This window comes from Luteibacter sp. 1214, assembly GCF_031455395.1.
Classification (GTDB): domain Bacteria; phylum Pseudomonadota; class Gammaproteobacteria; order Xanthomonadales; family Rhodanobacteraceae; genus Luteibacter; species Luteibacter mycovicinus.
In genome coordinates, this window is sequence record NZ_JAVDSQ010000001.1 from 773,536 (window position 1) to 799,348 (window position 25,813).

Sequence of the window (25,813 nt, forward strand, 5' to 3'; positions counted from 1 at the left end):
TTATACGCAGCCATGCTTTGGGCCTGTCTCCGTTTTCCCGGTCTGGCGTTCTCCGCCGCCTTTGCCGCGACACCGGAGGCAGGCCCCTCCGCCTTGCTCGATACCCGGGCGCGCCAGCGCCTGATCGCCGCCGCCAATCCGGAGGCCACCACATTCGGTGTGCGCCGTGGGCAGAGCCTCGCCGCCGCGCGCGCGCTTTGCCCCGCCCTGGAAGTCCGCCCTCGCGACCGTGAGGCCGAGGCGCGTCTGCTCGCCGAACTCGCCGCGTGGTGCTACCAGTTCAGTGGTCATGTCAGCCTGGTCCCGCCAGGTGCCATCCTCATGGAACTGGGTGCCAGTCTGCGCCTGTTCGACGGCTGGCCCGTGCTGGCGGAACGCCTGTGCCAAGGCCTTAGCGAGCAAGGTCATGCACACACCATGGCCGCCACTCCCTTCCCAGCCGCCTCATGGGTGTTCGCCGCCCATGCGGACGGCATGGTGCTGCCCGAGCGCGAAGGCGTCATACGTATGTTGGGCGCCTTGTCGCTCGATCGGGCGGGCTTGCCGGCAACCACGGTGAAATCGCTGCACGCGATGGGCTTTCGTCGTCTCGACGAGGTCTTTCGCCTCCCTCGCCCGGAACTCACCCGGCGCATCGGCCGCGATGGCGTGAACTGGCTCGATCGCATCCGCGGGCAAGCCACCCACCCCCTGGCCGCCTGGCAGCCACCCGCCAACTTCCAGCAGAAGATCGAGTTCGACAGCGAACTGGATGGCAGTCAGCCACTGCTCTTTCCATTGCGGCGCCTCACCCGTGCGCTGGCCAATCTGCTCGCGGCACGGGATGGCGGCGTACAGCGTTTCACCCTGACGCTCGAGCATGCACGCGGTGCCACGACACGCGTCGTCGTCGCCATGGCCGCGCCGCAACGCGACGCGGAGCGCCTGTTCGAACTGGCCCGCACGCGCCTCGAGCGCACCGTGTTGCCCGCACCGGCGCGCGCCATCGAACTGGATGCCGAAGAACTGCCTGTGTTCCGTCCACCGGTGCGCGATCTGTTCGAACCGGTCCGCGGCGATGGTCTCGACTGGCCTACCCTCGACGAACGTTTGCGGGCACGACTGGGCGACGCCGCGCTTCGGCAGATCGCGCTCGTAGCCGACCATCGGCCCGAACGCGCCATGCGTTACGGCACGCCGGACAGCACGGTTTCGCCGCCGCGCCGACGTCGTCCCTTATGGCTCCTGCCCCGCCCCCTGCCGATGCGCCCCGAGCCCACGGCCGTACTGGCCGGCCCCGAGCGTATCGAAAGCGGCTGGTGGGACGGTGAAGACACGCGACGCGATTACTACATCGTGCGCACCGCAAACGGACAGCAAGCCTGGGCCTACCTGCCGCCCGGCACACTCGACGGCTGGATGCTGCACGGCTGGTTCGCGTAGGTCCCGCCGTGCTGCCTCTCGTACTTCCACTGCCCGCCAACGATGGGGATGTCGACGTCCCGGCGTATGCGGAGTTGCATGCGCTGAGCGATTTCAGTTTCCAGCGCGGGGCATCGAGCGCACGCGAGCTGTTCGAGCGAGCCAGGGAAATCGGCTACACCGCACTGGCGATCACCGACGAATGCTCGCTCTCAGGCATCGTTCGAGGTCTCGAGGCCTCACTCGAAGTCGGTTTACCGATGATCGTCGGCAGCGAATTCCGACTCTCCGACGGCACCGTCATCGTTCTCCTCGTCGAAAACCAGGACGGCTATACCGAGCTGTGCCGGCTGATCACGCTGGGTCGGCGACGTGCAACCAAGGGCCATTACGAACTGCATCGTGCCGATCTGGAGAACCTCGCCGACGGACTGTGCCTGCTCTGGGCGCCCGGCCCGCTGGCGGCCACCGGCATGGCGACACACGAGAACCGGGCGGCATGGGTGGCAACGCACTTCAAAAGCCGCGCGTGGCTGGCCGTCGAACTGCACCGGTCCCAGCACGACGAGGCCGAACTGGCCGCGTTGCGCGACCTTGCCGCGCGCCACGCCCTGCCCTGTGTCGCGGCAGGCGATGTACACATGCACCTGCGTCGCCGACGCGCCCTGCAGGACGTCATGACAGCGATCCGTCTCAACCGCACGGTGGCCGAGGCGGGCCACGATCTGTTTCCCAACGGAGAACGCCATCTGCGCCGGCGCGAGACGCTCGACCGCATCTACCCGCGCGACATGCTGGACGAGACCGCCGTCGTCGCCGCGCGCTGCATCGGTTTCGACATTCGCAAGATCAACTATGTCTACCCCCGGGAACTGGTTCCCGAAGGCAAGGACCCCGCCGCCTGGCTGCGCCAGCTCACCTACGAAGGCGCGGCGTTGCGCTGGCCCGATGGCGTCGCATCCGCGCTGGTCGAGCGCATCGAGAAGGAACTGGACCTCATCGCCCGACAGCGCTACGAGGCCTTCTTCCTGACCGTGCAGGACATCGTGCGCTTTGCGCGTTCACGCGGAATCCTCTGCCAGGGACGCGGTTCGGCGGCGAACTCGGTGGTCTGTTTCTGCCTGCACATCACCGAAGTGAATCCCGACCAGATCACCACCCTGTTCGAACGATTCATCTCCCTGGAACGCGACGAGCCGCCGGATATCGACGTCGATTTCGAACACGAGCGTCGCGAAGAAGTCCTGCAGTACGTGTTCGACAAGTACAGCCGGGAGCGCGCCGCCCTTGCCGCCACGGTGATCAGCTACCGGCCCAAGAGCGCCGCACGCGATGTGGGTCGTGCGCTCGGTCTTTCGGAAGACCAGCTCGACCAGCTCAGTCATGCGTATTCCCATGCGCATGGCGAGGTCTCCATCATCCAGCGCCTGCAGGAGCGTGGTTTCGATATCGCCAGTCGCACCATCCGGCAGCTGGTGGTCCTGGTGCAGGAACTCAGCGGCATGCCACGTCACCTGTCGCAGCACGTGGGGGGTTTCGTTATCTCCGATACGCCGTTGCATTACCTCGTGCCTGTCGAGAACGCGGCGATGGATAACCGCACCATCATCCAGTGGGACAAGGACGACCTGGAGACGATGAAGCTGCTCAAGGTGGATTGCCTGGCGCTGGGCATGCTCACCTGCATGCGCAAGGCGATCGACATGCTGCGTACGCATCGCGGTATCGACTACCGGCGCCTGGCCGACATCCCCATGGACGACGGTCCGACCTACGCGATGATCCAGCGGGCCGATACCGTCGGCGTGTTCCAGATCGAATCGCGCGCGCAGATGTCGATGCTGCCGCGTCTGAAGCCGGCCTGCTATTACGATCTGGTGATCCAGGTGGCGATCGTTCGCCCGGGTCCGATCCAGGGTGGCATGGTGCATCCGTACCTGCAGCGGCGACAGATGCCGTCCGGGGAGATCCACTACGAACACGGCGTACGGCCGGTGCTGGAGCGTACGCTGGGCGTACCGATTTTTCAGGAACAGGTGATGGCGATCCTGCAGGTGGTGGCGGATTTCTCGCCTGGCGAATCCGACGACCTGCGCCGTTCGATGGCCGCCTGGAAACGACGCGGCGGGCTGCAGAAATTCGAGCCGAAGATCCGCCGGAACATGGCGAAGAACAACTACACGCCGGAGTTCACCCAGCAGATCATCGACCAGATCCAGGGCTTCGGCAGCTATGGCTTTCCCGAATCGCACGCGGCCGGTTTCGCCCTGATCGCTTACGCCTCGTCCTACCTGAAATGTCACCATCCGGAGATCTTCTGCTGCGCCCTGCTCAACAGCCAGCCGATGGGGTTCTACGCGCCCGCGCAACTCGTCGCGGACCTGCGCCGCCACGGGTTTGAAGTACGGCCACCCGACGTGACCACCAGCCACTGGGACTGCACGCTCGAGCCATGGAAGGACGATCGCTTCGCCCTGCGCCTGGGCCTGCGCCAGATCGCCGGCCTGTCGGCCGATCTGGGCGCGCGCATCGTCAGTGCACGCGAAGCCTCGCCACTGCGCGATCTCGCCGATCTGGCCCGCCGTGCGGGTCTCAACCGTTTCGAACGCGAACGCCTCGCCGATGCCGGCGCACTTCGTGTGCTCAGTGGTCACAGACACCGCGCCCGCTGGGAAAGCTCAGGCATCGAACGGACATTGCCCTTGCTGGATACGGTTGCCGAGGAACATGCCACGCTGCGTCCTCCGACGACTGCCGAAAATGTTTTCGCCGATTACGCCACGGTCGGCCTTTCACTCACCGCTCATCCGTTAGGGTTGATTCGCAAGAACTTGCAGGCGCGTCGGGTCCGGCGGGCGCGCGACCTCGAAGGCGAACGCAACGGCATCTGGCTGCGACACGCCGGTCTCGTCACCGTGCGTCAGCGCCCCCAGACGGCCAGTGGCATCACCTTCGTCACGCTCGAGGACGAGACCGGACAGGTGAATGTGATCGTGCGGCCCAGGGTGGCCGAAGCCTGCCGTCAGGCTTTGCTGGACGCGGTATTACTGGCGGTCGACGGCCAGTGGCAGTCGATCGAGGGCGTGCGCCATCTCGTTGCCAGCCGCCTGCATGACTTCAGCGACCTGCTTCCGCAACTGGGCTCCGTCTCCCGCGATTTTCACTGACACCCCCCTCACGCCCCACGACCCTTGCCGTCACTTAATAGACGCTAATTTTCGGCTGAACGGTTCCCCGAGAAATTGCTGCTTTGCAGGAGCAACGTTCAGTGAAAACGCGATAGCGTTTGCTAAACCCGTCAGGTCCGGTCTACCGGTGAGCGATGCGCATGCGCCGCGCGTCGCAATGTTTCCCCAAGGCGCCATAAGTTCCAGGAGATTTCGTCATGCGCAACACGAAACTGATCGTCGCGATGCTGGCTGGCTGTATGGCTTTCGGCGGTACCGCCATGGCTCAGGACGCCGCTTCGAAGCCCGCGCCCACGCCGGCCTCCACCGCCGGGTCGCAGACGCATACGAGCAACGATTCCATGAAAATGGACAGCAACAGCTCGATGAGCGGCGACTCCAAGGCTGCCGATTCCAGCGGCGCGATGAAGTCGACCCACAAGAAGCACAAAAAGGCCGCCACCACGACCGGCGCCGAGCCGGCAAAGTCGTCCAGCTCGGGCATGTAATTCGCTTGCTGGAACGCAAAAACCCGGGGCCTCACGGCCCCGGGTTTTTTCATGCATGCGACAAAAACGTCAGTCGATTTCGGGCAGGACGCTGATCTCGTCACTGCCGATCGTCACCACCTGCCCGGCACGCACCTTGTAGGTCTTGCGCATCTCCGTCACCCCGTCCACGGCAACCAGACCGTCGGCGACCCGATGCTTGCCCTCGCCACCGCTGGCGACGATGCCGGTGAGCTTGAGTAGCAGGTTGAGTTCGACATAGTCGCCTTCGAGGCGGAATTCATGGAACGGCATGACGGTGGCTTCGCTTCAGTATCGGTGCGCCATTAGAACACTCCCGGCCACCCGGAAACGCAATCGCCCGATCTCCCAGGTCAATCCCGCGGCACGACCCTGTCGAGGAAACGGCGGATCTCCGCACCGATCTCCGCGCCATGTGTCTCCAGCGCGAAGTGGCCCGTGTCGTAGAACCTGACCTCGGCCCGGGGCAGATCGCGCTTGAACGCCTCCGCACCCGGCGGCAGGAAGAAGGGATCGTTCTTTCCCCACACAGCGAGCAGAGGCGGCTGGTATTTCCGGAAATAGGCCTGGAACGACGGATACTTCGCCACATTGTTCCTGTAGTCCAGAAACAGGTCGAGCTGGATATCCGCATTGCCCCTGCGGGATACCTGCGAGAAATCCAGCGCATAGGTTTCCGGCGCGACCAGCGTCGGATCGGCGACGCCATGGGTGTACTGCCACTTGATGGCATCCAGCGTAAGGAACTCGCGCAAGGCCTGTCGGTGAGCGTCCGTCGGCTCCTTCCAGTAGGTCTGGATCGGATTCCAGCCGGTGCTAAGGCCCTCCTCGTAGGCATTGCCGTTCTGCGTAACGATCGCCGTGATTCGCTCGGGATGAGCGGCCGCGAGGCGCCAGCCGACCGGTGCGCCGTAGTCGAAAACCTCGATGGCATAGCGCTTCAGGCCCAGTGCCTGGGTGAAGGCATTCACAGTAGTGGCGAGACGATCGAACGTATACGTGTACCGCGCACCGTCGGGCACCTCGGTCAGCCCGAAGCCCGGCAGATCGGGCGCGACCACATGGTACCTATCGGCGAGGAGCGGGATCAGATTCCGGTACATGAATGACGAGGTGGGAAAGCCGTGCAGCAGCAGGACCGTGGGAGCCCTCGGGTCGCCGGCTTCGCGGTAGAACACCCTGACGCCGTCCGCCTCGGCGAAACGGTAGTGAACGGTGGTGTCGACCGTCGACGGTGACGGCGCCGCGGTCGCCCCGCCGACGGCGGCGACGGACAGGATGCTGCTGGCTAGCAGGGTTCTGAAGTGCATGAGAATTCTCCGGGCAGGCGGTCGTGAGGCAAGGATGTAACTTGTTAGTTGCGTTTTTGAAGGTTACTCAGCTATGAGTAACTTGTCAATAGATACTTTGCAAGTTACACTGCACACCACGCTACGCGGACTCATTCATGAAGACCCCGACCGACCACAACTCGCCCGCGCCTCACTTCGTCGGCGACGACCTGGCACTGGATTTCATCAACAGCAGCTATGGCGTCGGAGAAGCGCGGCACGACCATTTTCAAACCGTGCAGGGTTTGTACGACTGGCTCTCCGCCGCCGGATTGCCGACAGCGCCCCTTACAGGGGAAGAGCCGGATACGCTGCTGGCGTCCGCCCGCGGCCTTCGTGACAACGCCCGCGATCTGGTCGCTCTGCGCAAACGCGGAGAGCATGGCAATGCCGAGCCGCTGAACGCGGTTCTCGCGCAGAGCAGTGCCTATCGTCAGCTCGACTGGTCGACCGGCGAAGCGCCCGCGCTTATCGATCGCCAGCGCGCGGACGGCCCCGTGGCCGCCCTGTTGCCCGTTGCCGAGGCGATCGCGTCCCTCCTGGTGAAGGCCGATTTCAACCTGGTCCGCCAGTGCGAGAGCGACGATTGCACGCTGTGGTTTCACGACCGCACGAAGTCACACCACCGCCGCTGGTGCAGTCAGGCAATGTGCGGCAATCGGATGAAAGTCGCCGCTTTCCGCGCCCGCAAACGCGGCTGAGCCCCGTCTCGCGACGGAGCTCAGAGCGAAAACTCAGAGCGACGTGCGTCCGCCGATCGGCAGCAGCATGAAGTCGTCCGCGGACAGGCCCGACTGCGTCAGCGCCTCGCCGAGCAATCGCGGCGGCTCGTCCAGCGGATCGTCCGCCAGTTCGAAAACGCCCCAGTGAATGGCGATGGAGCGCCGCACCCCGATCTCGCGATGCAACTGCACGGCCTGGGCCGGATCCACGTGCTGGCCACGCATGAACCAGCGCGGTGCGTAGGCTCCGATGGGAATGGCCGCCAGATCGATCGGCCCGGCGCGACGGCCGATCTCGGCCAGCTTGTCCGAGTAGCCCGTGTCGCCGGCGAACCAGAAACGAAAGCCCTCATGAGCCATCACCCAGCCACCCCATAGTGAGCGGTTGCGATCCCACAAGGTTCTCGCGCTCCAGTGCCGCGCGGGGACGAAGGTAAACGTTGCGCCACGCACGTCGGTGGTCGCCCACCAGTCCAGTTCCCGTACGTTGCCGATACGCTGACGATCGAACCAGCGCTTGAGGCCGAGCGGCACCAGGAAGACGGCATCGGGAAAGCGCCGCGAGAGCGCGTGCACGGTCGCCTTGTCGAGATGGTCGTAGTGATTGTGAGAGATCGCCACCACATCGATCGCCGGCAGCGATGCGACATCCACCGGGGCCACGGTGCGACGCGCTGGCCCGAGAAACGACAGCGGCGACGCGCGGCGGCTGAGCACCGGATCGGTCAGGACCGTAAGCCCCGCCTTGCGCACGAGGACCGTGGCATGACCCAGCCACCAGGCCGCATCGGCGTCACCTGACACATCCGCACCCTGCCACCAGCGGCGTGAGAACGACTCGTAACCGCCCTCGGGCGGCTTGGGCAGGCCTTGCTCCTTGCGTTCCCTTCGCCAACGCCTGAGGCCATCCGGTGGACGCGTTTCCGGTTCGAGGTTACGGAATCCCTCCGCGGTGTGATGAGGCTTCGAGGGATCGTGAAACGGATTGGTCCATGCCATGCGTGGCGTGCTCGGAAACGGGTCGCAGAAAGACCTGCGGCCCGTTTCGCCTCGTTCAAGGCCTAGTCCACCTCGACGCGCCGGACCTGGGCGAGCCAGTCCTCGAGGTTGTAGTAGTTGCTCACGCGGGTGATCCGGCCGTTCGCGACATCGAAGAAGGCACCACCCGGCAGAACGTAAGACTGGCCCTGAGCAAAGGGCAACCCTTCGTCGGTCGCCTTGTACTCACCGTGGACGATGTACTCGGCGGCCGCACGCGTACCCTCCGCGTTCGCCATCACGACGATGTTCTTCAGCTGCTCGCTGTAGCTCACGTTCATGCGCTCCAGGAAAGCCGCGAAGCGGGCGCGGCCGGATTCGCGGCCGCCCTGATTGATATCGTGTGCCACATGCTCGTCGAGCAGATCGAGCATCGCGGTCCAGTCGGCACGATTGAAGGCGTCGTAATAGCGGCGGATCAGGTCGAGAGTTTCGTTCATCGGCTTTTTTCAGAAAAGAATGACGGAGCGGATGGCCTTGCCCTCATGCATGAGGTCGAAGGCACGGTTGATGTCTTCCAGCCCCATCGTATACGTGATCATCGGATCGATCTTGATCTCGCCACCCATGTAACGGTCTACATACCCGGGCAACTGACTACGCCCCTTCACGCCGCCGAACGCGGAACCACGCCACACACGGCCCGTCACCAGCTGGAAAGGCCGGGTGCGGATCTCCTGACCGGCACCGGCGACGCCGATGATGATCGACTCGCCCCAGCCCTTATGGCAGCACTCGAGCGCGGCGCGCATGACATCGACGCTGCCGATGCATTCGAACGAATAGTCCACGCCACCGTCGGTCAGGTCCACGATCACCTGCTGGATCGGCGTATCCGGGTAGTCGCGCGGATTGATGCAGTCGGTCGCGCCCAGCATCTTCGCCATCTCGAACTTGGAGGGGTTCGTATCGACCACGACGATCCGGCTGGCCTTCGCCATGACCGCGCCCTGCACCACCGAGAGACCGATGCCGCCCATGCCGAAGACCGCGACGGTCGAACCCGGCTCCACCCTGGCGGTGTTCAGCACCGCGCCGATGCCGGTGGTGATGCCGCAGCCGAGCAGGCAGACCTTGTCCAGCGGCGCATCCTTGTTGATCTTCGCCAGCGAGATTTCTGGCAGGACCGTGTATTCGCTGAAGGTACTGGTGCCCATGTAGTGCAGCAGCTGCTTACCACCCAGCGAGAAACGTGAGGTGCCGTCCGGCATCAGCCCTTTGCCCTGCGTCACGCGAATCTTTTGGCAGAGGTTGGTCTTGCCCGACAGACAGAACTTGCACTCGCCACATTCCGGCGTGTACAGCGGAATCACGTGATCGCCGGGCTTCAGCGAGGTAACGCCCTCGCCGACCTCTTCCACGATGCCGCCACCTTCGTGCCCGAGAATCACCGGGAAGGCGCCTTCCGGGTCGTCGCCTGACAACGTGTAGGCATCCGTATGGCACACGCCCGTGGCGACGATGCGGACCAGTACCTCGCCCGCCTTCGGGCCCTGGACGTCGATTTCTTCGATGGACAGCGGCTTTCCTGCTTCCCAGGCAACGGCGGCACGAGACTTCATGGTCGGATCTTCCTCTTACAATGACGATGGACCCGGCGCCAGCGCCGGCGAATCGGGGATTTTAGTCATGCCGCGCCCGATCGATTAGCCATCCGGCACGTGAAGCATTTTTACCTGAGAGCAAAGATCGATGCGCGCATGGGATGGGATGGACGCCTTTGTCGAGGTCGTGCGGCTGGGCAGCTTCTCGGCTGCCGCCCGCAGCCTCGACCTCTCGACGGCTTTCATCAGCCGGGCGGTCAGCGCGCTGGAGCAGCGGCTTGGCACCCAGTTGCTGCACCGGACCACCCGCAAACTCCGCCTCACCGACGCCGGCCGTCTTTACTATGAGCACGCCAGACACCTCCTCGAAGGGTTCGATGCCGCCGACCAGGCGATTGTGGACTTTCAGGACGGTTTGCGCGGCAACCTCCGGATCAGCCTGGCGACCACCTACGGCGAGCGTTACGTTGCCCCGCTGGTCAATGAATTTCTTGCCGCACACCCTCAGCTGGGCGTGGACATGGATTTCTCAAACCGGACGGTCGACCTGATCGAGGAAGGTTACGACCTGACGGTACGCACCGGGTTGCTGCCCGACTCGAACCTGGTGGCGCGCCGTCTTGGCGAGCGTCGGCTCTTCGTGGTCGCCTCGCCCGCGTATCTCGCCAGCCATCCCGCACCGGCAACCCCTGATGATCTGACGAGTCATACCTTGCTGCTCGGGTCGGCAAGCCACTGGATCTTCGCCGAGCACGGACAGCCCCGACAGCGGCCTGTGCGTGGCCGATATCGCGCCAGTTCCGGGCAGGCCCTGCTCGACGCCGTCCGTCGCGGACTTGGGATCGCGCAGCTGCCCGACTTCTACGTCGAGCAAGCCCTGACGGACGGCTCACTGGTGTCCGTGCTCGACAGCTGGCGCTATGACCATGGCTCCGTCTGGCTGGTTTATCCCCAGAGCCGCCACCTGTCGCCCAAGGTGCGCCAGCTCGCCGACTTCCTTGTTGAACGGCTGGCAACACCCCCGTGGCGTCAAACACCCGTTTGAGTTAAACTAGGGTTAACGGATACGGCTGAAACGGCGAACGAAAGCCGCAGGTAAGGGTTCGAAAGAGGTCTTCGGTCGGCTCGGCCGGAAAATCGTTTGAACCTTTTCCTTACAAGCGCTGTCCAACGATTCGATGCCTGAGACCCCTTGTAATGTCCCAGGGCGCCCATAGAAAGGGCGTGTACTAAACTCGTTAGTTCAGAAATTAAGCCGATATGGCGATGACGAAAGACTAACGAACCGATTGTTCACCAAACGAAACGGACCAGCGATATCAGCGGGTCCACACCGCGCCAAAGACCGGCGGCGCAGGTGCCCACGCTTTCGATATCCGGTCACTGACGACTGGGAGAAACGACTATGAACGAACTTCGCAACGATTACGGCATCACCACTTTCGAATACTCGACGGGCTTCCAGGCCGGCGACAGCAGCACCGGTCTCGACCTCTTCGGCGGTGAGATGGACGGCTACGACTGGCTCGGCGAAGTCGCCAGCCGTCTGAGCGGCGACTCGGTCTAAGGCGCCTGCGCCACCTGGCCGGTCGAGCATAAGCAGAAGGCCTGCCACGTGGCGGGCCTTCTTGCGTCAGGGCGTCTTACGCGCCCGTGTCTTCGCTGCTTTCTTCGCGGCGGTTTTCCTTCCCGTAGCACCTTTGGTGCGAGCGGCTTTCTTCGCGGCGGTCGAGCGGCTTGTGGCCGTCCGCTTCGACGCACTTTTTCTCGCCTGCACTGACAGCGCCCGCTCAGACGCAGCGGACTTACCCTCGCGCTTGAGCGCCTTGCTGCTTGCCCGGGAACGGGCGGCGGAGGTCTCTTTCACGACTGAAGTCTTCTTCGGCGCCGCTTTCCGGGCAGCCGGGCGTTTCGCCGGCGCCTTCGTTGTGGCGGATTTTTTAGCGGACGCCCTGGTGTCCTGCGCAGCCTTCTTCTTCGTCGCCTTACTCGCCGTCCTGGCGGGTTTCGCATTGATACCAGCGCGCCGCGCCTTGGACAGCCCGATCGCAATGGCTTGCTTTGCCGACCGGGCGCCGTGCCTGCCCTCGCGAATGTGCTCTATTTCCTCGTGAACGAATTCGCCCGCCTGGGTCGACGCGGACTTACCTTCGCGCTTGTCCTTTTTTGCCCTGGCGAGCGTTTTTTTCTCAGGCATGGCGTGTCTCCTCCGGCAGTCGCTTCAGGGAATTCGGATCGCCAACGCTTCCGGCGCCTCAGGCGGCGGGGCATCGCCCTCGGGGTCATCTGGATGGGGCGGCGTTTCCTGCGGTCGATCCGAGCCGGGGTTGCCGCCGGGCATTTCCGGTCGAGGAGTCACCGGAGCCTCTTCAGGTATCACTGGCGAGCGACCAGGGGTTTCGGGAATGTAAGGGCTTTGCATGGTGGCGTGTCCATCGGCGGCGTCGTCCAGCGAGACTGCCCCGCCCCGCGTGATCCGATCGTCATTCCCACGTCATGCACGCGGGAACGACGCTCGTTACACGGACGCCCGCCCAACGTTCCTGGACCTGTCCACGGAGCACGCGCATGACACTGAAAGCCCTCGGCCTGAACTGCACGCTCAGTGCCTCGCCCAAGCCATCATCAAGTCAGAAGCTGCTGGATCAGTTGCTCGACGGCCTGAAAAAGTACGACGTTGAGACCGAAAGCGTACGGGTCGTCGATCTGAACATCAAACCCGGTGTCAGCCACGATGAGGGCGAGGGTGATGAGTGGCCGGCGCTGCGCCAGCGCATCATGGCGGCGGATATTCTTGTCATCGCCACACCGATCTGGATGGGTCAGCCTTCGAGTGTCAGCAAACGCGTGCTCGAACGCATGGATGCAATCCTCGGCGATATCGGTGATGACGGACGGTATCCCACGTTCGGGAAGGTCGGTCTGGTCGGTGTCGTCGGTAACGAGGACGGCGCGCACCACGTGACCGCGGAGATCTACCAGGCGCTCGCCGATGTCGGCTTCACGATTCCCGCAGGCAGCTCGGCCTACTGGGTAGGCGAAGCGATGTCCGACACCAATTACATCGATCTGAAGAAGACCCCGGAAAAGGTGGCCAAAACGATCGCAACGCTGACGACCAACGCCGCGCATCTCGCCACGCTTCTCAAGGCGTCGAACTATCCTGCACCCTGAGCACGGTGAATTCGACGAAACGCACGCTTCACAGGTCACTCATGGGGAGAGGGCGTAAACAGGTCACGCTGCGAATGACGCAGAGCCTGAAGAGGAACGCACCATGGATAAGAATCGCACCGAAGGCATGAAGCACGAGATCAAGGGCGCCGTGAAGGAAGGCGTCGGCAAGGTTACGGGCAATCACGCGAAAGAAGCCGCGGGCAACATCGAAAAGAATGCCGGCAAGGTCCAGAAAGAAGTAGGCAAGGCTGCGGACCAGGTACGCGACGAAAGCCGCAAGCACTGAGTGCTTTGCGTCGGGGGATCCGCTCAGGATCCCCCGCGCCTTTCAGCCGGCGTCAGCGCCGGTACTACCTGGCCGCACCACGCAGTCTCGTAGCCATCGCTTCAGATCTCGTAACTCGCCCGCCCGGCAGCCGACCCCTTCCGGACCGTGCACGGCCCGATTCCGGCGAGGCAAGCATGAGGGCGGTCGCCGCGCGGATCAGTATCCGCATGTGGCTGTAGCGCAGCGCATGCCCCCCCCCGCGAAAATCATCACTTCCAGCGGCATCAAACCTATGACCGTGAGAGACGGACGAACTCTCCATCACGGCGCGGCAAGAGGAAACCTCCGCGGAACGCGATGATGGGAGACCACTAGCAGGATGCTGGTGCCGCGCAGCATGTCAATGCCGGGGCTACGTGGGAGGATCGAACGGGACATGCCGGCTTCCAAGGCGAAGCCGAGAGCATGTGGTCTTGCGGAAACGTCGAAACGTAGGACAGGGTCGAGGTAGGACAGCGGTAGCGCACCGTTTGAGGGCACGCTACCGCATGGCGTCGATCAGGTGCAGCCGCGTACCAGGAAGATCAGCAGCAGCACGGGGATCGGCACGCCCAGCAACCACAGCAGGATGTAGCCGATGCCACCCTTCTGCTTTTCCGGAACCACACTCTTTTCCTCATCCATCGAACGTCCCTCCGCATTGTGTCAGGGCGCAAGCGTCTATCGGGGCGCGTGCAACGGGTGTGATTTCGTCGCCACCGCCGTTTTCGCAACGACACCGTCTTCGCACGTCGTGCATTATTCGTGACGGGTACCCGCCTCAAGGATTTACGATGAATCTGCTCCGTCCCACCCTGCTCGCTCTTGCTCTGGTCGCCGCGTGCCCTGCCGCCGGTGCGGCCACGGTGATCCGGGGCGCGCGTCTCCTCGACGGCACCGGCGGCCCCGCGCGGGAGGATGTCACGATGGTCATCGACGGCGACCGGATCACGATGCTGGGCGCCGGTCTCCGGGTGAAGATGCCGAAGGACACCACGGTCGTCGACTACACCGGCAAGACGATCATACCGGGACTGATTTCCGACCACGGTCACATCGGCTCGGTCGACGGGACTCGCAGTGGTACGCCGGATCTGTACACGCGCGACAACGCCTTGCGCCAGCTGAAGCAGTGGCGTGCCTACGGCGTCACCACGGTCACCTCGCTCGGGGTCAACAACCCCGACGTGTTCTACCCGCTGCGTGCCGACCTGCATGCGGGTAAAGCGGACGGCGCCGATCTCTTCGGTGCGGATCGCGGGATCGGCGTGCCCAACGGTGCGCCGCCAGCAAAGATGATGCAGGTCGGCCCGAATCAGCTGGACCGCCCCTCCACCCCCGACGAGGCACGCGCCGCCGTCGACGCCGCAGCGGAACGCGGCACCGACATCGTCAAGATCTGGGTGGACGACTTCAACGGCAGCCTGCCCGTCAAGATGAAACCGGAGATCTGGCACGCGGTCATCGATGAGGCGCACGCCAGACATCTGCGCGTCGCGGCGCACGTCTATTACCTCGACGATGCACGCCAGCTGGTGGATGCGGGCGTCGACATACTCGCTCACGGTGTACGCGACCGACCGGTGGACAGCGCCTTCGTCCAGGCGATGAAGCAGCACGGGACCTGGTATATCGCCACGCTCGATCTCAACGAGGCCGCTTATATCTATGCCCGTCATCCGGCGTGGATGGACCAGCCCTTCTTCACCCACGCAGTGCAGCCCGCCCTGGCCAGGCAGTTCGCCGATACCGCGTGGCGCGATCGCGTGCAGAACGACGGCTCCACCAGGACCAACGAAGAAGCGCTGCAAACCAATCTGAAGAACCTGAAGACGCTTTACGACGCAGGTGTGAGGATCGGCTTCGGCACCGATGCCGGTGCGATGCCGCTGCGCATTCCCGGTTTTGCCGAGCACCGTGAGCTCGCCCTCATGGTCGATGCGGGCCTCACGCCGATGCAGGCGATTCAGATCGCAACCCAGCGTGCCGCCGAACTGCTGGGTCTTGACGACCGCGGCGTCCTGGCCAGGGGCAAGCGGGCCGACTTCATCGTTCTCGACGCCGATCCGTCGGGCGATATCGAAGCGACCACGAAAATTTCCGCGGTGTGGCAGCGCGGCCGCCAGGTCAGCGGTAAGGTCGACGCGTTCACGCCCTGATGCCCAACCCACCCACATCGAGCCCGTCGAGTGTCACGGTGCGGCCAGCGTGTGCTGCTCGTCGAAGACAAAGCCATGCTCCGCTCGCTGGCCCCCATTTGCTGGGGCCGACGGCGCCTTAGCGTCAGGCCGTTTCAGGTTCCGCAGGTCGCTCGGCATCGTGCACCTGCGCCGCGCGCTGCATGGCCACCAGAAAATCGGTGCCGTAGCGCATCACGAAAGGTGCCACCGTTCCCGGGACGAACCCGTCGGGCAAAGAAGCGATGTCGGTATCGATGTCGGGCAAAAGCGTGGATCGACGTGCCATGGCCTTGAAGGCCCCCTTTACTGGTATTCCCCCATCGCTCTTACTAAGGCAAAAACCGGGCCACGTCAATCCTCGAACCGAAAAAATCTGCGACAAAAAGGCGCATGCGACTGATTTTATCGGAGGACATCCCGGCATAGGCCTAAAATCCACTCACGCGCCGCTTCCGGCGCGCGGGAGGTCCCATCGTGTACCAGGCCCAGGCCGTCGCCAGTCAGTCCGTCGCCCGCCGTCCGTCGGTGTACTGCAATGCGTCGTGTCGTTACGCCGCCGTCTGCGAAGCAACACGTGGCGGCGATCCCGAGCTCGACATGCGTGGCGTCGTCGAACGCGTCGGTCCGTTTTCCGAAGGCGACCGGCTCGTGCAGCCCGATGCCCCGCATCGCGCGGCCTTCGCCGTCGTCAGTGGCATGGCCAAGACGGTCGGCGACGGCCGGGTGGTCGCGTTCCATCTACCGGGCGAACTCTTCGCGCTGGACGTCGCCAGAACCGGCGCACACAACGCGTCCGTCGTGGCCGTCGGCAAGACGTGGTTCTGCCGTTTTCCGCGCGCCGCGACCGACGAACTCTGCGAGCACAACGACGCGCTGACCCGACACCTGCGCTCGCTGCGTCGGCGTGAACGCGTCAGCGCCGCCCACGCGGCGGACGGCCTGGCTGCGTCGCGCGTTCGCTCTTTCCTGGTCGACCTGCTCGACCGGCGGCGTCGTTTCGAAGGGGCCAGCCCTTTCGTTCCCCTGCCCATGTCCCGCGACGATATCGGCTCCTACCTCCGGATGAGCTCGGCCACCGTTACGCGCATGCTGGGGAAGCTCCGCGCCGAGGGTGCCATCGCCATCCTTCCAAATGGTATCGAGGTCACCGACGAGGCCGCTCTGCGCGGCTAGCGATCGATCCGCCCGCGTCATGCACGGGGCGGCCCGGACCTCAGGGGATCGAGCAGGCGACGCAGACCGTTATGGTCGAGCTCCAGCATGATCGCCAGCAGGCGTCCGAGTTCGCCGGGAGGAAAGCCCTCCCGGGCAAACCACGCGAGATAGTTGCCCGGCAGATCGGCGATCGCCCTTCCCTTGAACTTACCGAAGGGCATGATCGCGGTGGCGAGCTTGGCGAGGTCCTGACGAAAAGCGTCGTTCGGATCGGTCATGCCGAAATTCCAGCCCTACTCGTCGCCGGGATCGAAGCCTTCGCGTTCCTTCATCAACGTGCGCGCCGCCGCGACACCAAGGGTCATGCCCTCCGCGCACGCGTCTTCTTCATTCTCGTGGAGGGTGACGCAGAGCTTCTCGGCGATCTCGTCGCCGTCCTCGCTGATGACGTATTTACCGCGCCAGCGGCCGGGCTTGGCAACGTAGCACGTGCCTTCCACGTCGAAGTAACCAATCTTTCGATGCGTCATGGGTGGGATGTTCCTCCTTCTTCCCTCCATCGTATGCATCGCGGATCAACGTGACGTGCAGCCGTGCTATTGCAGACCGGCGACGGGCCGCTTGGCGTTGGATTCGAATTCCCGCCAGATACCGTCCGCGCCTTCCACGGAGACGAGCACCTGCAGGCCGCCTTGCACGCCGAGCAGCTTGGACTGCTGCACGGCGTACGCTATCGCGGCGACGCGAGTTTCGAAGTTTTCCATCGGCACGCCATTCATCTGGACGTGCCACAAGCCCGCGAGGTCGGGGCTGAACGGAATGTCGTAGATCACCAGGGCCATGAAGAAATGCGTAACCTCGTGCATTCCGCAGGCGCCTTCGCGTATCGCGAAAAAGGTCGGCTGCGGAGATGGATGCGCAAGGTTATCCGTTCGCACGTGTCCCCACAATGGAAGAAATGCCCGAAAATCCTTCACATAGCGGTCACGACGCAACTCACTTCGGCGCGTCGTAGGTGCCCGGGCTCTCCGACGTCGCCCGCCATTCGGGACGCCGCTCGCGCGTCGCATCGAGCAGAGCCTGCCGCACCCCTTCGAGGTCGAGGTCGGTGCCATAAACCGGACTGGCCGGCTGCTGCCGCCAGGACTCCGCGAGCGTGCCCGCATCCACGCCATCGAAACCCAGCTCGTCGACGAGCTTCAGGATCGTGGCCTTGGCGTTGGAATCGTCCCCAGCCACCGGAAGGGCGATGCGCTTATCCGCCGTGGAGGGCTTGCCGTGAGTGCGCAGATGTTCGGCGTAAATATTGTTGAACGCCTTGATCACGGGCCTGCCGAGCTGATCGGCGACCCACTGGCTTTCCGGCACACCCTCCTCGATGGGTGCGATACGACCGTCACGCTCGCGGGGGTAGTAGTTGCCGGTGTCGACGACCACGGTCTCCGGCGAGACGCCGGCAAAGAGGTCCGAGGGGAGGCCGGGAATGCGCGATTCCGGGATCGTGACGATAACGACCTCGCCACCGCGCGCCGCCTCGTGGGCCGTGACGGCTACCGCACCCGTCTCTTTCGCCAGGCCGGAAAGCGTTTCCGGGCCGCGCGAATTTGCGATCAGCACCTCGTGACCGATTTCGCGAAACCGCCGGGTCAGAGCCTGCCCGATATTGCCAGCGCCGATAATGCCGATTTTCATAGCGAAGGAACTCCAGTCCGGGGGAGACGTCCATGTTCGTGATCCGGCGTGAATGGCGGGCGAGCACCTGGTGATTGCCCAGCTGTGCCGCCCGACACTCGTCCGTTCATCGTCTTCCCTTTAGCCTTCTCGCCCATGACCCCGACCCGCACCCTCGCCCTGCTCGGCTCCCTCCTCCTGGCGATGGCGCCCGCCCTCGCCCAGACGACCCTGCCGGCACCTGCCTCGTCCGTACCCACCCTGGAGGCGGTGACCGTCAGTGGCGTGCAGCCGGGCCCGGGACTCTGGAAGGTGACGCGAGGGGAGCACACGTTGCTGATTCTCGGCACGCTGACGCCGTTGCCAAAGAACATGAGCTGGCAGACCGCCGAGATCGACGACGCTCTGAGCCATACCGATGCCCTGATCCTCCCGCCGAAAGTCGAGATCAAGCCGAACACCGGGTTCTTCGGCCGCCTGGCCCTGCTGCCGTCCCTGATCGGCGTACGCAATTCGCCCGACGGCAAGACGCTGCAGGAATCCGTTCCCCCGGACGTCTACGCGCGGTGGCTGACCGTCAAGGCGAAGTACATCGGCGACGACCGCAAGGTCGAGCGTTACCGGCCCATTTTTGCCGTGCTGGAACTGTACAAGTCGGCTGTGCGCCAGAGCGGACTGGCGAGGTCAGGGGGCGTCACCCGCACGGTCATGGACCTGGCGACCAAACATGGCGTAAAGCAGGTGCCGGTCGAATACACCCTGCTGGTCGACGACCCCCGTGCGGCGGTGAAGTCGTTCAAGAAGTCGACGCTGGACGATGTCTCCTGCTTCGCCCAGAGCATCGACAACATCGACGCCCAGCTGGCCGACATGACCGCACGCGCCAACGCCTGGGCCACGGGCGATATCGCCGCGCTGCAGGACGACCGCACGGCGAAGCAGCGGATCACCTGCATGAACGCGGCCACCGACAGCGGCGTCGCGCAGCAGATCGGCCTGACCGACGTACCCAGGGACGTGCGCGAACGCTGGCTCGCCGCCGTGGATGCCGCGATGGCGAGCAATACGCAGACCATCGCCATCGTGCCGCTCGACGACCTGCTCGGCAGCAACGGCTACCTCAGCGCACTGAAGGCGAAGGGTTACAGCGTGCTCGCACCCGATGAGGGCGACTGAGCGGGTGGTACGCCAACCCGGATCGCGGCGGAGAAATCATCCCCCTGCGCCGTCGCTCGCGCACGGTCGGTGATGCGCCCGAGCCGACGCCACTCTCCCACGCTCAGACGCCGGTCGAGCGTACCGTTGTCCATCAGATATTCCGGCAGATAGCCGGTAAGCAACAGTCGGGGATCGAGCGGCAGACCACGGTCGATGCGCCGCGCCATCCGGTACACGATGGTCGTGCAGTTGGACGTCACGGTGTTGTAGAACCGGGGCTGCCTGACCAGCTGATTCGCTGCCTCCACGTAGGAAACGAATAACGAACGCATCGCCTCGCGCGGCATGCGCAGCGGGAAGATGTAATCGTCCTCGCCACGCACATTGGTGCGGACGCGCACGATGTCCCGCTCGTCGGCCGCCAGCAGGATCAGTTCGAACTGCTTGAAGAAGCCGCCGATTTCGGAAAAGGCCTCTCCGCGCTCACGCCGGATCTCGACCGAGAACACCACGTGGCGGCCATCGTCGAACCCGAACGACAGCATGGCGTGGGCGATGGCTTCGCTGGACCAGTAAGAGAGGATCGCGTCGGCATCGGTCAGGTGATCGAGGTCGTACTCGCGGGTTTCCCAGTGCTGGTCGTAGTCGGTCTCGGTGCGCCAGCTGAAATCACGAACGTTGTGTAACGTGACCCGTGACCCGTTCACCTCACCGGACAGCAACCGGCTCACGTCGTCGGCCCAGACACGGTCATGAGTGGGCCGGACCGTGCTCCACCATCCCAGCAGAGCGATCAGGGCGACCAGCATGGCTACTGGCGCCCACCACACGCGCCAGCCGAACAGCGCCGCGGCCAGCCCCAGCCACAGGACACTCCACACGCAGGCGCCCGCGATCCTTGCGGCCTGCGGCCCCGGCAACTGGTAAACCAGGGCGATGGCACCCCAGGCACCGGAAAGAAACAGCAGCAGCCCCGCGAACGCGCCGACCAGGCCACGGGCAAACATCCGGCGTTTTCTCATGGAGGCTCATGGGCTCGAAGGAAAGATCGCATAAGCGTCGCCCGCCACGATCGCGAACGCAAACGCGCCGGCATCGGTTCGCCCCTTCGGTCTATGGCATCGCGGCGAAAACCGCGTTATTTTCGTGACGTTACCGGGCGTCGCGCCCGGTCCGGCCGATTTCGGGGGTGGCATGGTCCGTTTTCCGGCGATACCGCAGGCGATCGTCTTCGATCTGGATGGCGTCCTGTTCGATACCGAGGCGCTCTACCGCGATGCCCTTCTCGCAGCGGCCGAGGAGGCAGGCATCCATCTTCCCCTGTCACTGTGCCAGCGCATGGTCGGACTGCACGGCCATGCGGCGCGCATGCTGTTGCGCGAGCACGTCGGCGACGAACTCGACCTCGATACCGTCTGGCACAGTAGCTCACGGCGCTACCACGCCCTGCTCGACACCGACCTGCGTCTGAAACCCGGTGTCACCGCGCTGCTCGATACACTCGATGAGCTCAGCCTGCCCCGCGCCATCGCTACATCGTCCCCGCACCGGACCGCGATTCATCACCTCGAAGCGTTCGGCCTGCGTGACCGCTTCGACGCGCTCGTCGCGGCCGGCGACTGCGAGCGGTGCAAACCCTTCCCCGATCCCTACCTCCGTGCGGCCCGCATCCTCAACAAGGCCGCCGGCGTCTGCCTCGCGCTGGAGGACTCCCAGGCCGGCGTACGTTCCGCGGTCGCCGCGGGCATGCCAACCATCATGGTGCCCGACCTGCAGCAGCCCTCGGCCGAGCTGCGGCGGCTGTGCGCGACCGTGGTCACCGGTCTCGACGACGTCAATCTTTGGCTGCGCGAGGTCTGTGGCGCGAGTCCCAGCGAGGCACCGGCCCACTGATCGTCCTCGCACGCCGCGATCACGCCCCCATACGGTGGCGTCCCGTGCAGGCTTCATGCACCGCGTCCTCCAGTTCCCTGAGGCTATAGGGCTTGGATACCAGCGGTGCGCGGTATCTCCCGGGGATATCCACCGGCAGGGTACCGGTGGCGAGCACGTAGGGAATACCGCGGCGCTTCAGCTCGTCGAGCGCGGGATACGCCATCACGCCTTGCAGGTCGAGGTCGACCACCGCCACATCGCAGTGTTCGACATGGGCGAGCCGGATGGCCTCTTCGATGCACGATGCCGATGCGGCGACCGCGTAGCCCAGCCGCTCCTCGAGCAGGTCGGCGAGGGCAGCCGCCAGACCGGGGTGATCTTCGAAGACAAGCGCCCGCCCTGTGACGTGAGTACGACTCATGGTCCCCTCGAGCTCAAGCGAAAAAACTCGCGGTCCGACGCTACTCCGCTTTGACTCAGCCGGCCATACATCGTTCGACCGGCTTCGTGCCGCGCGCCGCTACGGGGACGCCGTCGCGTCGGACGATTCGACGATAAACGGTGGCGCGCCGCCGTCGCCCTTGCCCTGTGAGCCGAGGTCATCGCCCACCCTGGCCAGCCGCTGCGCGATGTGGCCGCTATCGCGGCGCAACGGGTCACCCGGCCTTCCCGCCTGCGCGCTGGCGATCATCGCGGCCTGCGCCTGCTTCAGCCGGACGACGCCCATGTTGTACAGCGCACGCGCGTGATCCGGCTTGATCTGGATCGCCCTCCCGTAGGCGGCGACGGCGTCATCGGGCCGTTGCAGCCGAAAACGCGCATTTCCCAGTCGGAACCAGGCATCGGCATCATCAGGCAGCACCTGCACGATCGCCTCGTACAGATCGGCCGCATGCTGGATGTCGCCCTGCGCATACGCTCGGTCGGCCTCGAGCTCCCGCTGCTGCACATCCGGCATGCGGGGCGGTTCGGGGAGGGTTCCGTGCGCGGCGCAACCCGCCAGCGCGAGCAGGCCCGCCATGAGGGGAACCCGCATCGTCGAAATCACCATCGCCTGCTCCTGTCACATCACCGTGCCGGACAGCTTGTCGCCTATGACGCGACCGCGTCAAATCAACGGGCGAGCCACTGTGCCGCCAGGGCGAGCGCGGCGGGCAAGGCCTGCACGTACAGAATGCGGCGGCTGGCGGTAAAGCCGCCCCAGAGGCCCGCGACCACGACGCAGCCCAGACCGTAAAACACGAACGCCGATGCGAACGGTTCGGGCAGGAGCACGCCAAGCAGCAGCGCGGCCACCAGGAACCCGTTATAAAGCCCCTGATTGGACGCCAGGGTCGCGCTCTGGTCAGCAAACTGCGGGGTGATCCCGAAAACGCGCGGACCGCGCGATCGCCACAGCACCATCTCCAGGATGACGATGTAGATATGTATCAGGATCACCAGGACGGTGAGTACGATGGCGACGAGGTGCATGGACGATCCTTCCCGATGCGGAGGGCGGCAAGGATAGCCGCAAAGACCTCCATTCCGCACCGGATGGTTTCGTTGCCCCGCAAGGATCGTCGCCGCACCGGACGGCGTCTACCGAAAAACTACTGCAAGGTAAAAAAGCCCGAAACGTCGTGGAATCCCGCGCATCCGATAGGCCGGAAGTCAGATTGCATGAAGGCTGGCATGACGGTTTCATTAGCGTCATGCGGAACGTCATGGCAGCGCAGGAGATCTCCCTGGAAGCTCTCGGGCTGCTTCAGGCATTACTGCATCGTGATTACGACGAGGCGCAGTTCAGGGCCAGCCATGTCGCCCGGCATGCCCTTCGCCACGAACACCTCTCCGTGGCCGACGCGGCCGAGCGGATCGAAGCACTCCTGCAACACGGCTGCCCTGACAGCGTCGCCCTACGCCGCGCTCTGCGTTTGCTGACCGCCTCGGTCGATCACATGCAGGTCGTCGCACTGAACCGGGCCGGCCGCATCCTCTGAGTCCGGCCCGGCGGCCAGCGACAAATGACGGCACGCGCGTCCTCCGCCGCGCCCTTCCACCTCGGTTAGTATCGGACGGACCTGCACGGAGTATCTATCCATGAGTCCCACCGACGGCATCGACCCCACGGCAAAACCCAGCGGCGCCGGATGCGCTGAATGCATCGCCAACGACACCTGGTGGTTCCACCTTCGTCGCTGCGCGCAGTGCGGACACATCGGCTGCTGCGACGATTCACTGCACAAGCACGCCTCGAAACACGCGCACGCCACCGGACATCCGATCATCCAGAGCTTCGAGCCCGGCGAAGACTGGTTCTACGACTACCGCACGGACTCGGAAGTCGACGGGCCGTCGCTCGCGCCGCCTCATAGCCATCCGTCGGACCAGCCGACGCCGGGGCCGGCGGGCAAGGTGCCGCGCAACTGGCAGCGTGTTTTGAGCGAGGGCTGATCCGATCCATGAAACACGTGCTTTTCGACATGGACGGCGTGCTCGTCGATTACGAACCCGGCATCCGCGTCGCCCACCTGGCGGCGGCGCTCGACCGCTCACCTGACTCCGTACACGCGGCCATTTACGATTCGGGCATCGAGGACGACTCGGATGCCGGGCGCATCGATGCCGATGAATACCTTCGTCGCCTCGGTGCGGCGCTCGACACCTCGGTCTCCTGCGCTCAGTGGACAGCAGCACGCAGGGAAGCGACCCGGGTACGTCCCTGGGCCATCGCGCTGGCTTCTTCACTCCCGCCTCGCGCCGACGCAGCGATTCTGACGAACAACGGTGAGATACTCGCCGGGCAACTGCCCACCATTGCTCCGGCACTGGCCGCATGGTTCGGCGCTCGCGCGCTTGTGGCCGGCCAGTTCGGCGCGGCCAAGCCGGACCCCGCCGTTTTCGAGTCGGCCGCGCGGCATCTCGGCTGGCGACCTGCCGATACGTTATTCATCGACGACACCGCCGGTCACGTCGAAGGCGCGAAGCGGGTCGGCATGCACGGGCACCACTTCCGGTCGGAAGCCCTGCTCCGCGATGAGATCCAGCGATTCCTAACCAGGTAACCTTCATGAAAGCCATCACCTTCGATCAGTTCGGCGACGCGGACGTCCTGCACCTCACCGACGTCGATCAGCCCGTGGCTCGCGACGACGACCTGCTGGTGCGTGTACACGCCGCGGGCGTCAATCGTGCGGACATCATCCAGCGCAATGGCGGCTACAAGGGCGAAAGCTACGGCGACTCCGAGATCATGGGCCTGGAGATCGCCGGCGAGATCATCGCGACCGGCCGCAACGTGCACGGCCATGCGGTCGGCGACCGCGTCATGGGAATCGTCGGCGGCGGGGCTTACGCGGAGGTCGCGCGCATCGACCATCGCATGGCGATGACCATTCCCGACCGCCTCGGCTACGTGGAAGCCGCCGCCATCCCCGAAGCCTTCGTCACCGCGCACGAGGCGGCCTTCCATCTCGGCCGCGTCGAATCGATGGACAGCATCCTCATCCATGCCGGCGCCAGCGGCGTTGGCTCGGCCGCCATCCAGCTCGCCCGTGCGGCGGGTGCCAGGGTGTTCGCCACCGCGAGCGGCGGCAAGCTCGACCGCGTACGTGGTTTTGGCGCCGGGATCGCCATCGACTACCGCAGCGACGATTTCGCCGAGGTGGTCGCACGGGAAACGGACAAGCGAGGGGTCGATGTCATCGTCGACTTCATCGGCGCGCCGTATTTCGAGCGCAACCTTGCCTCACTCAGTCACGGCGGCCGGCTCGTGCAGGTTGGCCTGCTCGGTGGCAGCAACGGAACGACGTTGCCCCTCGACCAGTTGTTGTACCGGCACCTGCAAATCATCGGCACCGTCATGAAATCGCGCCCCGCCGCGGTGAAGCAGGCCATGACCCGACGCTTCCGCGAGCGCTGGCTGCACCGCTTCGCCGACGGCACGCTCAGCCCGGTGGTCGACAGCGAATACCCGCTCAGCCAGGCCGCCGAGGCGCACCGGCACATGGAATCGGGCCAGAGCACGGGCAAAATCATTCTGACGATGTGACCCGGGTTACCTCACCTGGCTGTCCGAAGCGGTCAATCTGCGCTCTTAGCCTTGAAGAACTGCGGCTGCACCTCGACGGCAAGCAGTTCGTGCAGATGCACGGCCGTTTCGCCCGCGGAGCGAATCTCGTAAGGGATGTAGATGAAGCGGGCGAAACCGTCGCCCTCGATATGCACGCGGATGCCCGTCTCCACCTGAGCGTCAAGGTTTTCAGGAATGTCGACCTGGGCAACCAGAGCGACACCTTCGACGCCGCCCGCGGCCCCGATACGCACCAGCTGCGCCGAAATCGATTCATAAACATCGCGCGGTTGCGGATTTTCTTCGCCACCGACATCGCCACTCACCGCGGCGATCTTTCCATCCGCCGATATCGTGGCACCGAACGGATAGAAATCACCACTTTCGGACAGCATCTCCTGCGCGAACCGGGCGGTGAACCTGAAGAGGTTTTCAATCTGGTCGTCGGTCTGGGCCATCGGTCGTTCCCCGCATGTCGTGAAACGGCATCCTAATGCACAGCG

General features: G+C 64.6%; 33 protein-coding genes. 16 read left to right on the forward strand and 17 right to left on the reverse strand.

The window, feature by feature from the left end:
* Positions 1-12 precede the first annotated feature (12 nt).
* The 3 genes from J2X57_RS03165 to J2X57_RS03175 all read left to right on the forward strand — a co-directional run bounded on the left by J2X57_RS03165 (position 13) and on the right by J2X57_RS03175 (position 5,077).
* Entirely contained in the window at positions 13-1,422 is a 1,410-nt protein-coding gene (locus tag J2X57_RS03165) for a DNA polymerase Y family protein (protein ID WP_309863670.1), read from the forward strand.
* Between the two features lie 8 nt (positions 1,423-1,430).
* Positions 1,431-4,568, forward strand: coding sequence for an error-prone DNA polymerase (locus tag J2X57_RS03170; RefSeq protein WP_309863673.1), 3,138 nt, complete (start codon positions 1,431-1,433; stop codon positions 4,566-4,568).
* Between the two features lie 218 nt (positions 4,569-4,786).
* Positions 4,787-5,077, forward strand: a complete 291-nt coding sequence (locus J2X57_RS03175) for a hypothetical protein (protein WP_309863675.1) — start codon at positions 4,787-4,789, stop codon at positions 5,075-5,077.
* Positions 5,078-5,146: 69 nt separating this feature from the next.
* On the opposite strand, the gene J2X57_RS03180 is transcribed toward J2X57_RS03175, so the two are convergent.
* Together J2X57_RS03180 and J2X57_RS03185 are read right to left on the reverse strand one after the other, a co-directional pair.
* Positions 5,147-5,371: an RNA-binding S4 domain-containing protein gene (locus tag J2X57_RS03180; protein WP_036113850.1), complete on the reverse strand. Its 225-nt coding sequence runs from the start codon at positions 5,369-5,371 to the stop codon at positions 5,147-5,149.
* An 80-nt stretch (positions 5,372-5,451) separates the two neighbouring features.
* Complete coding sequence (locus J2X57_RS03185; protein WP_043693519.1) at positions 5,452-6,408, reverse strand: alpha/beta hydrolase; 957 nt, start codon at positions 6,406-6,408, stop codon at positions 5,452-5,454.
* Positions 6,409-6,545: 137 nt separating this feature from the next.
* Between J2X57_RS03185 and J2X57_RS03190 the strand changes: the two genes are divergently transcribed.
* Positions 6,546-7,130, forward strand: coding sequence for an ABATE domain-containing protein (locus tag J2X57_RS03190; protein ID WP_309863681.1), 585 nt, complete (start codon positions 6,546-6,548; stop codon positions 7,128-7,130).
* 33 nt (positions 7,131-7,163) lie between these two features.
* Here the strand turns inward: J2X57_RS03190 and J2X57_RS03195 are convergent, their stop codons facing one another.
* The 3 genes from J2X57_RS03195 to J2X57_RS03205 all read right to left on the reverse strand — a co-directional run bounded on the left by J2X57_RS03195 (position 7,164) and on the right by J2X57_RS03205 (position 9,751).
* Positions 7,164-8,150 (reverse strand): MBL fold metallo-hydrolase, encoded by a 987-nt coding sequence (locus J2X57_RS03195; protein ID WP_309863683.1) that lies wholly within the window; start codon positions 8,148-8,150, stop codon positions 7,164-7,166.
* A gap of 62 nt (positions 8,151-8,212) precedes the next feature.
* Positions 8,213-8,629 (reverse strand): ketosteroid isomerase-related protein, encoded by a 417-nt coding sequence (locus J2X57_RS03200; RefSeq protein ID WP_036113861.1) that lies wholly within the window; start codon positions 8,627-8,629, stop codon positions 8,213-8,215.
* A gap of 9 nt (positions 8,630-8,638) precedes the next feature.
* Positions 8,639-9,751: an S-(hydroxymethyl)glutathione dehydrogenase/class III alcohol dehydrogenase gene (locus J2X57_RS03205; protein ID WP_036113864.1), complete on the reverse strand. Its 1,113-nt coding sequence runs from the start codon at positions 9,749-9,751 to the stop codon at positions 8,639-8,641.
* Between the two features lie 130 nt (positions 9,752-9,881).
* On the opposite strand from J2X57_RS03205, the gene J2X57_RS03210 reads away from it, so the two are divergent.
* Together J2X57_RS03210 and J2X57_RS03215 are read left to right on the forward strand one after the other, a co-directional pair.
* The gene (locus tag J2X57_RS03210) at positions 9,882-10,778 is read left to right on the forward strand and encodes a LysR family transcriptional regulator (RefSeq protein WP_043693510.1); all 897 of its coding nucleotides are present in this window, start codon (positions 9,882-9,884) and stop codon (positions 10,776-10,778) included.
* A gap of 360 nt (positions 10,779-11,138) precedes the next feature.
* Positions 11,139-11,300 (forward strand): hypothetical protein, encoded by a 162-nt coding sequence (locus J2X57_RS03215; RefSeq protein WP_156108748.1) that lies wholly within the window; start codon positions 11,139-11,141, stop codon positions 11,298-11,300.
* A gap of 66 nt (positions 11,301-11,366) precedes the next feature.
* On the opposite strand, the gene J2X57_RS03220 is transcribed toward J2X57_RS03215, so the two are convergent.
* On the reverse strand, positions 11,367-11,930 hold the full coding sequence (locus J2X57_RS03220; RefSeq protein WP_309863694.1) for a hypothetical protein: 564 nt from the start codon (positions 11,928-11,930) through the stop codon (positions 11,367-11,369).
* Positions 11,931-12,301: 371 nt separating this feature from the next.
* On the opposite strand from J2X57_RS03220, the gene J2X57_RS03225 reads away from it, so the two are divergent.
* Together J2X57_RS03225 and J2X57_RS03230 are read left to right on the forward strand one after the other, a co-directional pair.
* Positions 12,302-12,907 carry an NAD(P)H-dependent oxidoreductase gene (locus tag J2X57_RS03225; RefSeq protein WP_036113869.1) on the forward strand — a complete coding sequence of 202 codons (606 nt, stop codon included), beginning with the start codon at positions 12,302-12,304 and terminating at the stop codon, positions 12,905-12,907.
* A 103-nt stretch (positions 12,908-13,010) separates the two neighbouring features.
* Positions 13,011-13,196, forward strand: coding sequence for a CsbD family protein (locus J2X57_RS03230; RefSeq protein WP_036113872.1), 186 nt, complete (start codon positions 13,011-13,013; stop codon positions 13,194-13,196).
* A 540-nt stretch (positions 13,197-13,736) separates the two neighbouring features.
* Here J2X57_RS03230 and J2X57_RS03235 read toward each other — a convergent pair.
* Positions 13,737-13,862, reverse strand: coding sequence for a hypothetical protein (locus J2X57_RS03235; RefSeq protein WP_255349736.1), 126 nt, complete (start codon positions 13,860-13,862; stop codon positions 13,737-13,739).
* Between the two features lie 149 nt (positions 13,863-14,011).
* On the opposite strand from J2X57_RS03235, the gene J2X57_RS03240 reads away from it, so the two are divergent.
* The gene (locus tag J2X57_RS03240; RefSeq protein ID WP_036113874.1) at positions 14,012-15,376 is read left to right on the forward strand and encodes an amidohydrolase family protein; all 1,365 of its coding nucleotides are present in this window, start codon (positions 14,012-14,014) and stop codon (positions 15,374-15,376) included.
* A 124-nt stretch (positions 15,377-15,500) separates the two neighbouring features.
* On the opposite strand, the gene J2X57_RS03245 is transcribed toward J2X57_RS03240, so the two are convergent.
* On the reverse strand, positions 15,501-15,683 hold the full coding sequence (locus J2X57_RS03245; protein ID WP_043693505.1) for a hypothetical protein: 183 nt from the start codon (positions 15,681-15,683) through the stop codon (positions 15,501-15,503).
* Positions 15,684-15,871: 188 nt separating this feature from the next.
* On the opposite strand from J2X57_RS03245, the gene J2X57_RS03250 reads away from it, so the two are divergent.
* On the forward strand, positions 15,872-16,570 hold the full coding sequence (locus J2X57_RS03250; RefSeq protein ID WP_309863703.1) for a Crp/Fnr family transcriptional regulator: 699 nt from the start codon (positions 15,872-15,874) through the stop codon (positions 16,568-16,570).
* Between the two features lie 17 nt (positions 16,571-16,587).
* Here J2X57_RS03250 and J2X57_RS03255 read toward each other — a convergent pair whose 3' ends face one another.
* The 4 genes from J2X57_RS03255 to J2X57_RS03270 all read right to left on the reverse strand — a co-directional run bounded on the left by J2X57_RS03255 (position 16,588) and on the right by J2X57_RS03270 (position 18,319).
* Complete coding sequence (locus tag J2X57_RS03255) at positions 16,588-16,830, reverse strand: DUF3820 family protein (RefSeq protein WP_036113881.1); 243 nt, start codon at positions 16,828-16,830, stop codon at positions 16,588-16,590.
* A 15-nt stretch (positions 16,831-16,845) separates the two neighbouring features.
* Positions 16,846-17,082 (reverse strand): hypothetical protein, encoded by a 237-nt coding sequence (locus J2X57_RS03260; protein ID WP_036113884.1) that lies wholly within the window; start codon positions 17,080-17,082, stop codon positions 16,846-16,848.
* Positions 17,083-17,148: 66 nt separating this feature from the next.
* Positions 17,149-17,418, reverse strand: coding sequence for a hypothetical protein (locus J2X57_RS03265; protein WP_309863709.1), 270 nt, complete (start codon positions 17,416-17,418; stop codon positions 17,149-17,151).
* Between the two features lie 130 nt (positions 17,419-17,548).
* On the reverse strand, positions 17,549-18,319 hold the full coding sequence (locus J2X57_RS03270) for an NAD(P)-binding domain-containing protein (protein WP_309864376.1): 771 nt from the start codon (positions 18,317-18,319) through the stop codon (positions 17,549-17,551).
* Between the two features lie 60 nt (positions 18,320-18,379).
* Between J2X57_RS03270 and J2X57_RS03275 the strand changes: the two genes are divergently transcribed.
* Positions 18,380-19,399, forward strand: coding sequence for a TraB/GumN family protein (locus J2X57_RS03275; protein WP_309863712.1), 1,020 nt, complete (start codon positions 18,380-18,382; stop codon positions 19,397-19,399).
* Here the strand turns inward: J2X57_RS03275 and J2X57_RS03280 are convergent.
* The gene (locus J2X57_RS03280; protein ID WP_309863715.1) at positions 19,366-20,403 is read right to left on the reverse strand and encodes a DUF4105 domain-containing protein; all 1,038 of its coding nucleotides are present in this window, start codon (positions 20,401-20,403) and stop codon (positions 19,366-19,368) included. The genes J2X57_RS03275 and J2X57_RS03280 overlap by 34 nt on opposite strands.
* A 172-nt stretch (positions 20,404-20,575) precedes the next feature.
* On the opposite strand from J2X57_RS03280, the gene J2X57_RS03285 reads away from it, so the two are divergent.
* Entirely contained in the window at positions 20,576-21,274 is a 699-nt protein-coding gene (locus J2X57_RS03285) for an HAD family phosphatase (RefSeq protein WP_308847257.1), read from the forward strand.
* A 19-nt stretch (positions 21,275-21,293) separates the two neighbouring features.
* Here J2X57_RS03285 and J2X57_RS03290 read toward each other — a convergent pair whose 3' ends face one another.
* From J2X57_RS03290 to J2X57_RS03300, 3 genes are all read right to left on the reverse strand, one after another.
* Positions 21,294-21,677 (reverse strand): response regulator, encoded by a 384-nt coding sequence (locus J2X57_RS03290; RefSeq protein WP_051943727.1) that lies wholly within the window; start codon positions 21,675-21,677, stop codon positions 21,294-21,296.
* A 99-nt stretch (positions 21,678-21,776) separates the two neighbouring features.
* Positions 21,777-22,277 carry a tetratricopeptide repeat protein gene (locus tag J2X57_RS03295; RefSeq protein WP_309863720.1) on the reverse strand — a complete coding sequence of 167 codons (501 nt, stop codon included), beginning with the start codon at positions 22,275-22,277 and terminating at the stop codon, positions 21,777-21,779.
* A 92-nt stretch (positions 22,278-22,369) separates the two neighbouring features.
* Positions 22,370-22,729: a DUF1304 domain-containing protein gene (locus J2X57_RS03300; protein ID WP_079521462.1), complete on the reverse strand. Its 360-nt coding sequence runs from the start codon at positions 22,727-22,729 to the stop codon at positions 22,370-22,372.
* A 233-nt stretch (positions 22,730-22,962) separates the two neighbouring features.
* Between J2X57_RS03300 and J2X57_RS03305 the strand changes: the two genes are divergently transcribed.
* From J2X57_RS03305 to J2X57_RS03320, 4 genes are all read left to right on the forward strand, one after another.
* Positions 22,963-23,238, forward strand: a complete 276-nt coding sequence (locus tag J2X57_RS03305) for a hypothetical protein (protein WP_156108750.1) — start codon at positions 22,963-22,965, stop codon at positions 23,236-23,238.
* A gap of 100 nt (positions 23,239-23,338) precedes the next feature.
* On the forward strand, positions 23,339-23,692 hold the full coding sequence (locus J2X57_RS03310; protein ID WP_036113901.1) for a UBP-type zinc finger domain-containing protein: 354 nt from the start codon (positions 23,339-23,341) through the stop codon (positions 23,690-23,692).
* Positions 23,693-23,700: 8 nt separating this feature from the next.
* Positions 23,701-24,303, forward strand: coding sequence for an HAD family phosphatase (locus J2X57_RS03315; RefSeq protein WP_309863728.1), 603 nt, complete (start codon positions 23,701-23,703; stop codon positions 24,301-24,303).
* Positions 24,304-24,308: 5 nt separating this feature from the next.
* On the forward strand, positions 24,309-25,289 hold the full coding sequence (locus J2X57_RS03320) for an NAD(P)H-quinone oxidoreductase (protein ID WP_309863730.1): 981 nt from the start codon (positions 24,309-24,311) through the stop codon (positions 25,287-25,289).
* A gap of 32 nt (positions 25,290-25,321) precedes the next feature.
* Here J2X57_RS03320 and J2X57_RS03325 read toward each other — a convergent pair whose 3' ends face one another.
* Positions 25,322-25,768 carry a hypothetical protein gene (locus tag J2X57_RS03325; RefSeq protein WP_309863733.1) on the reverse strand — a complete coding sequence of 149 codons (447 nt, stop codon included), beginning with the start codon at positions 25,766-25,768 and terminating at the stop codon, positions 25,322-25,324.
* Positions 25,769-25,813: the final 45 nt, after the last annotated feature.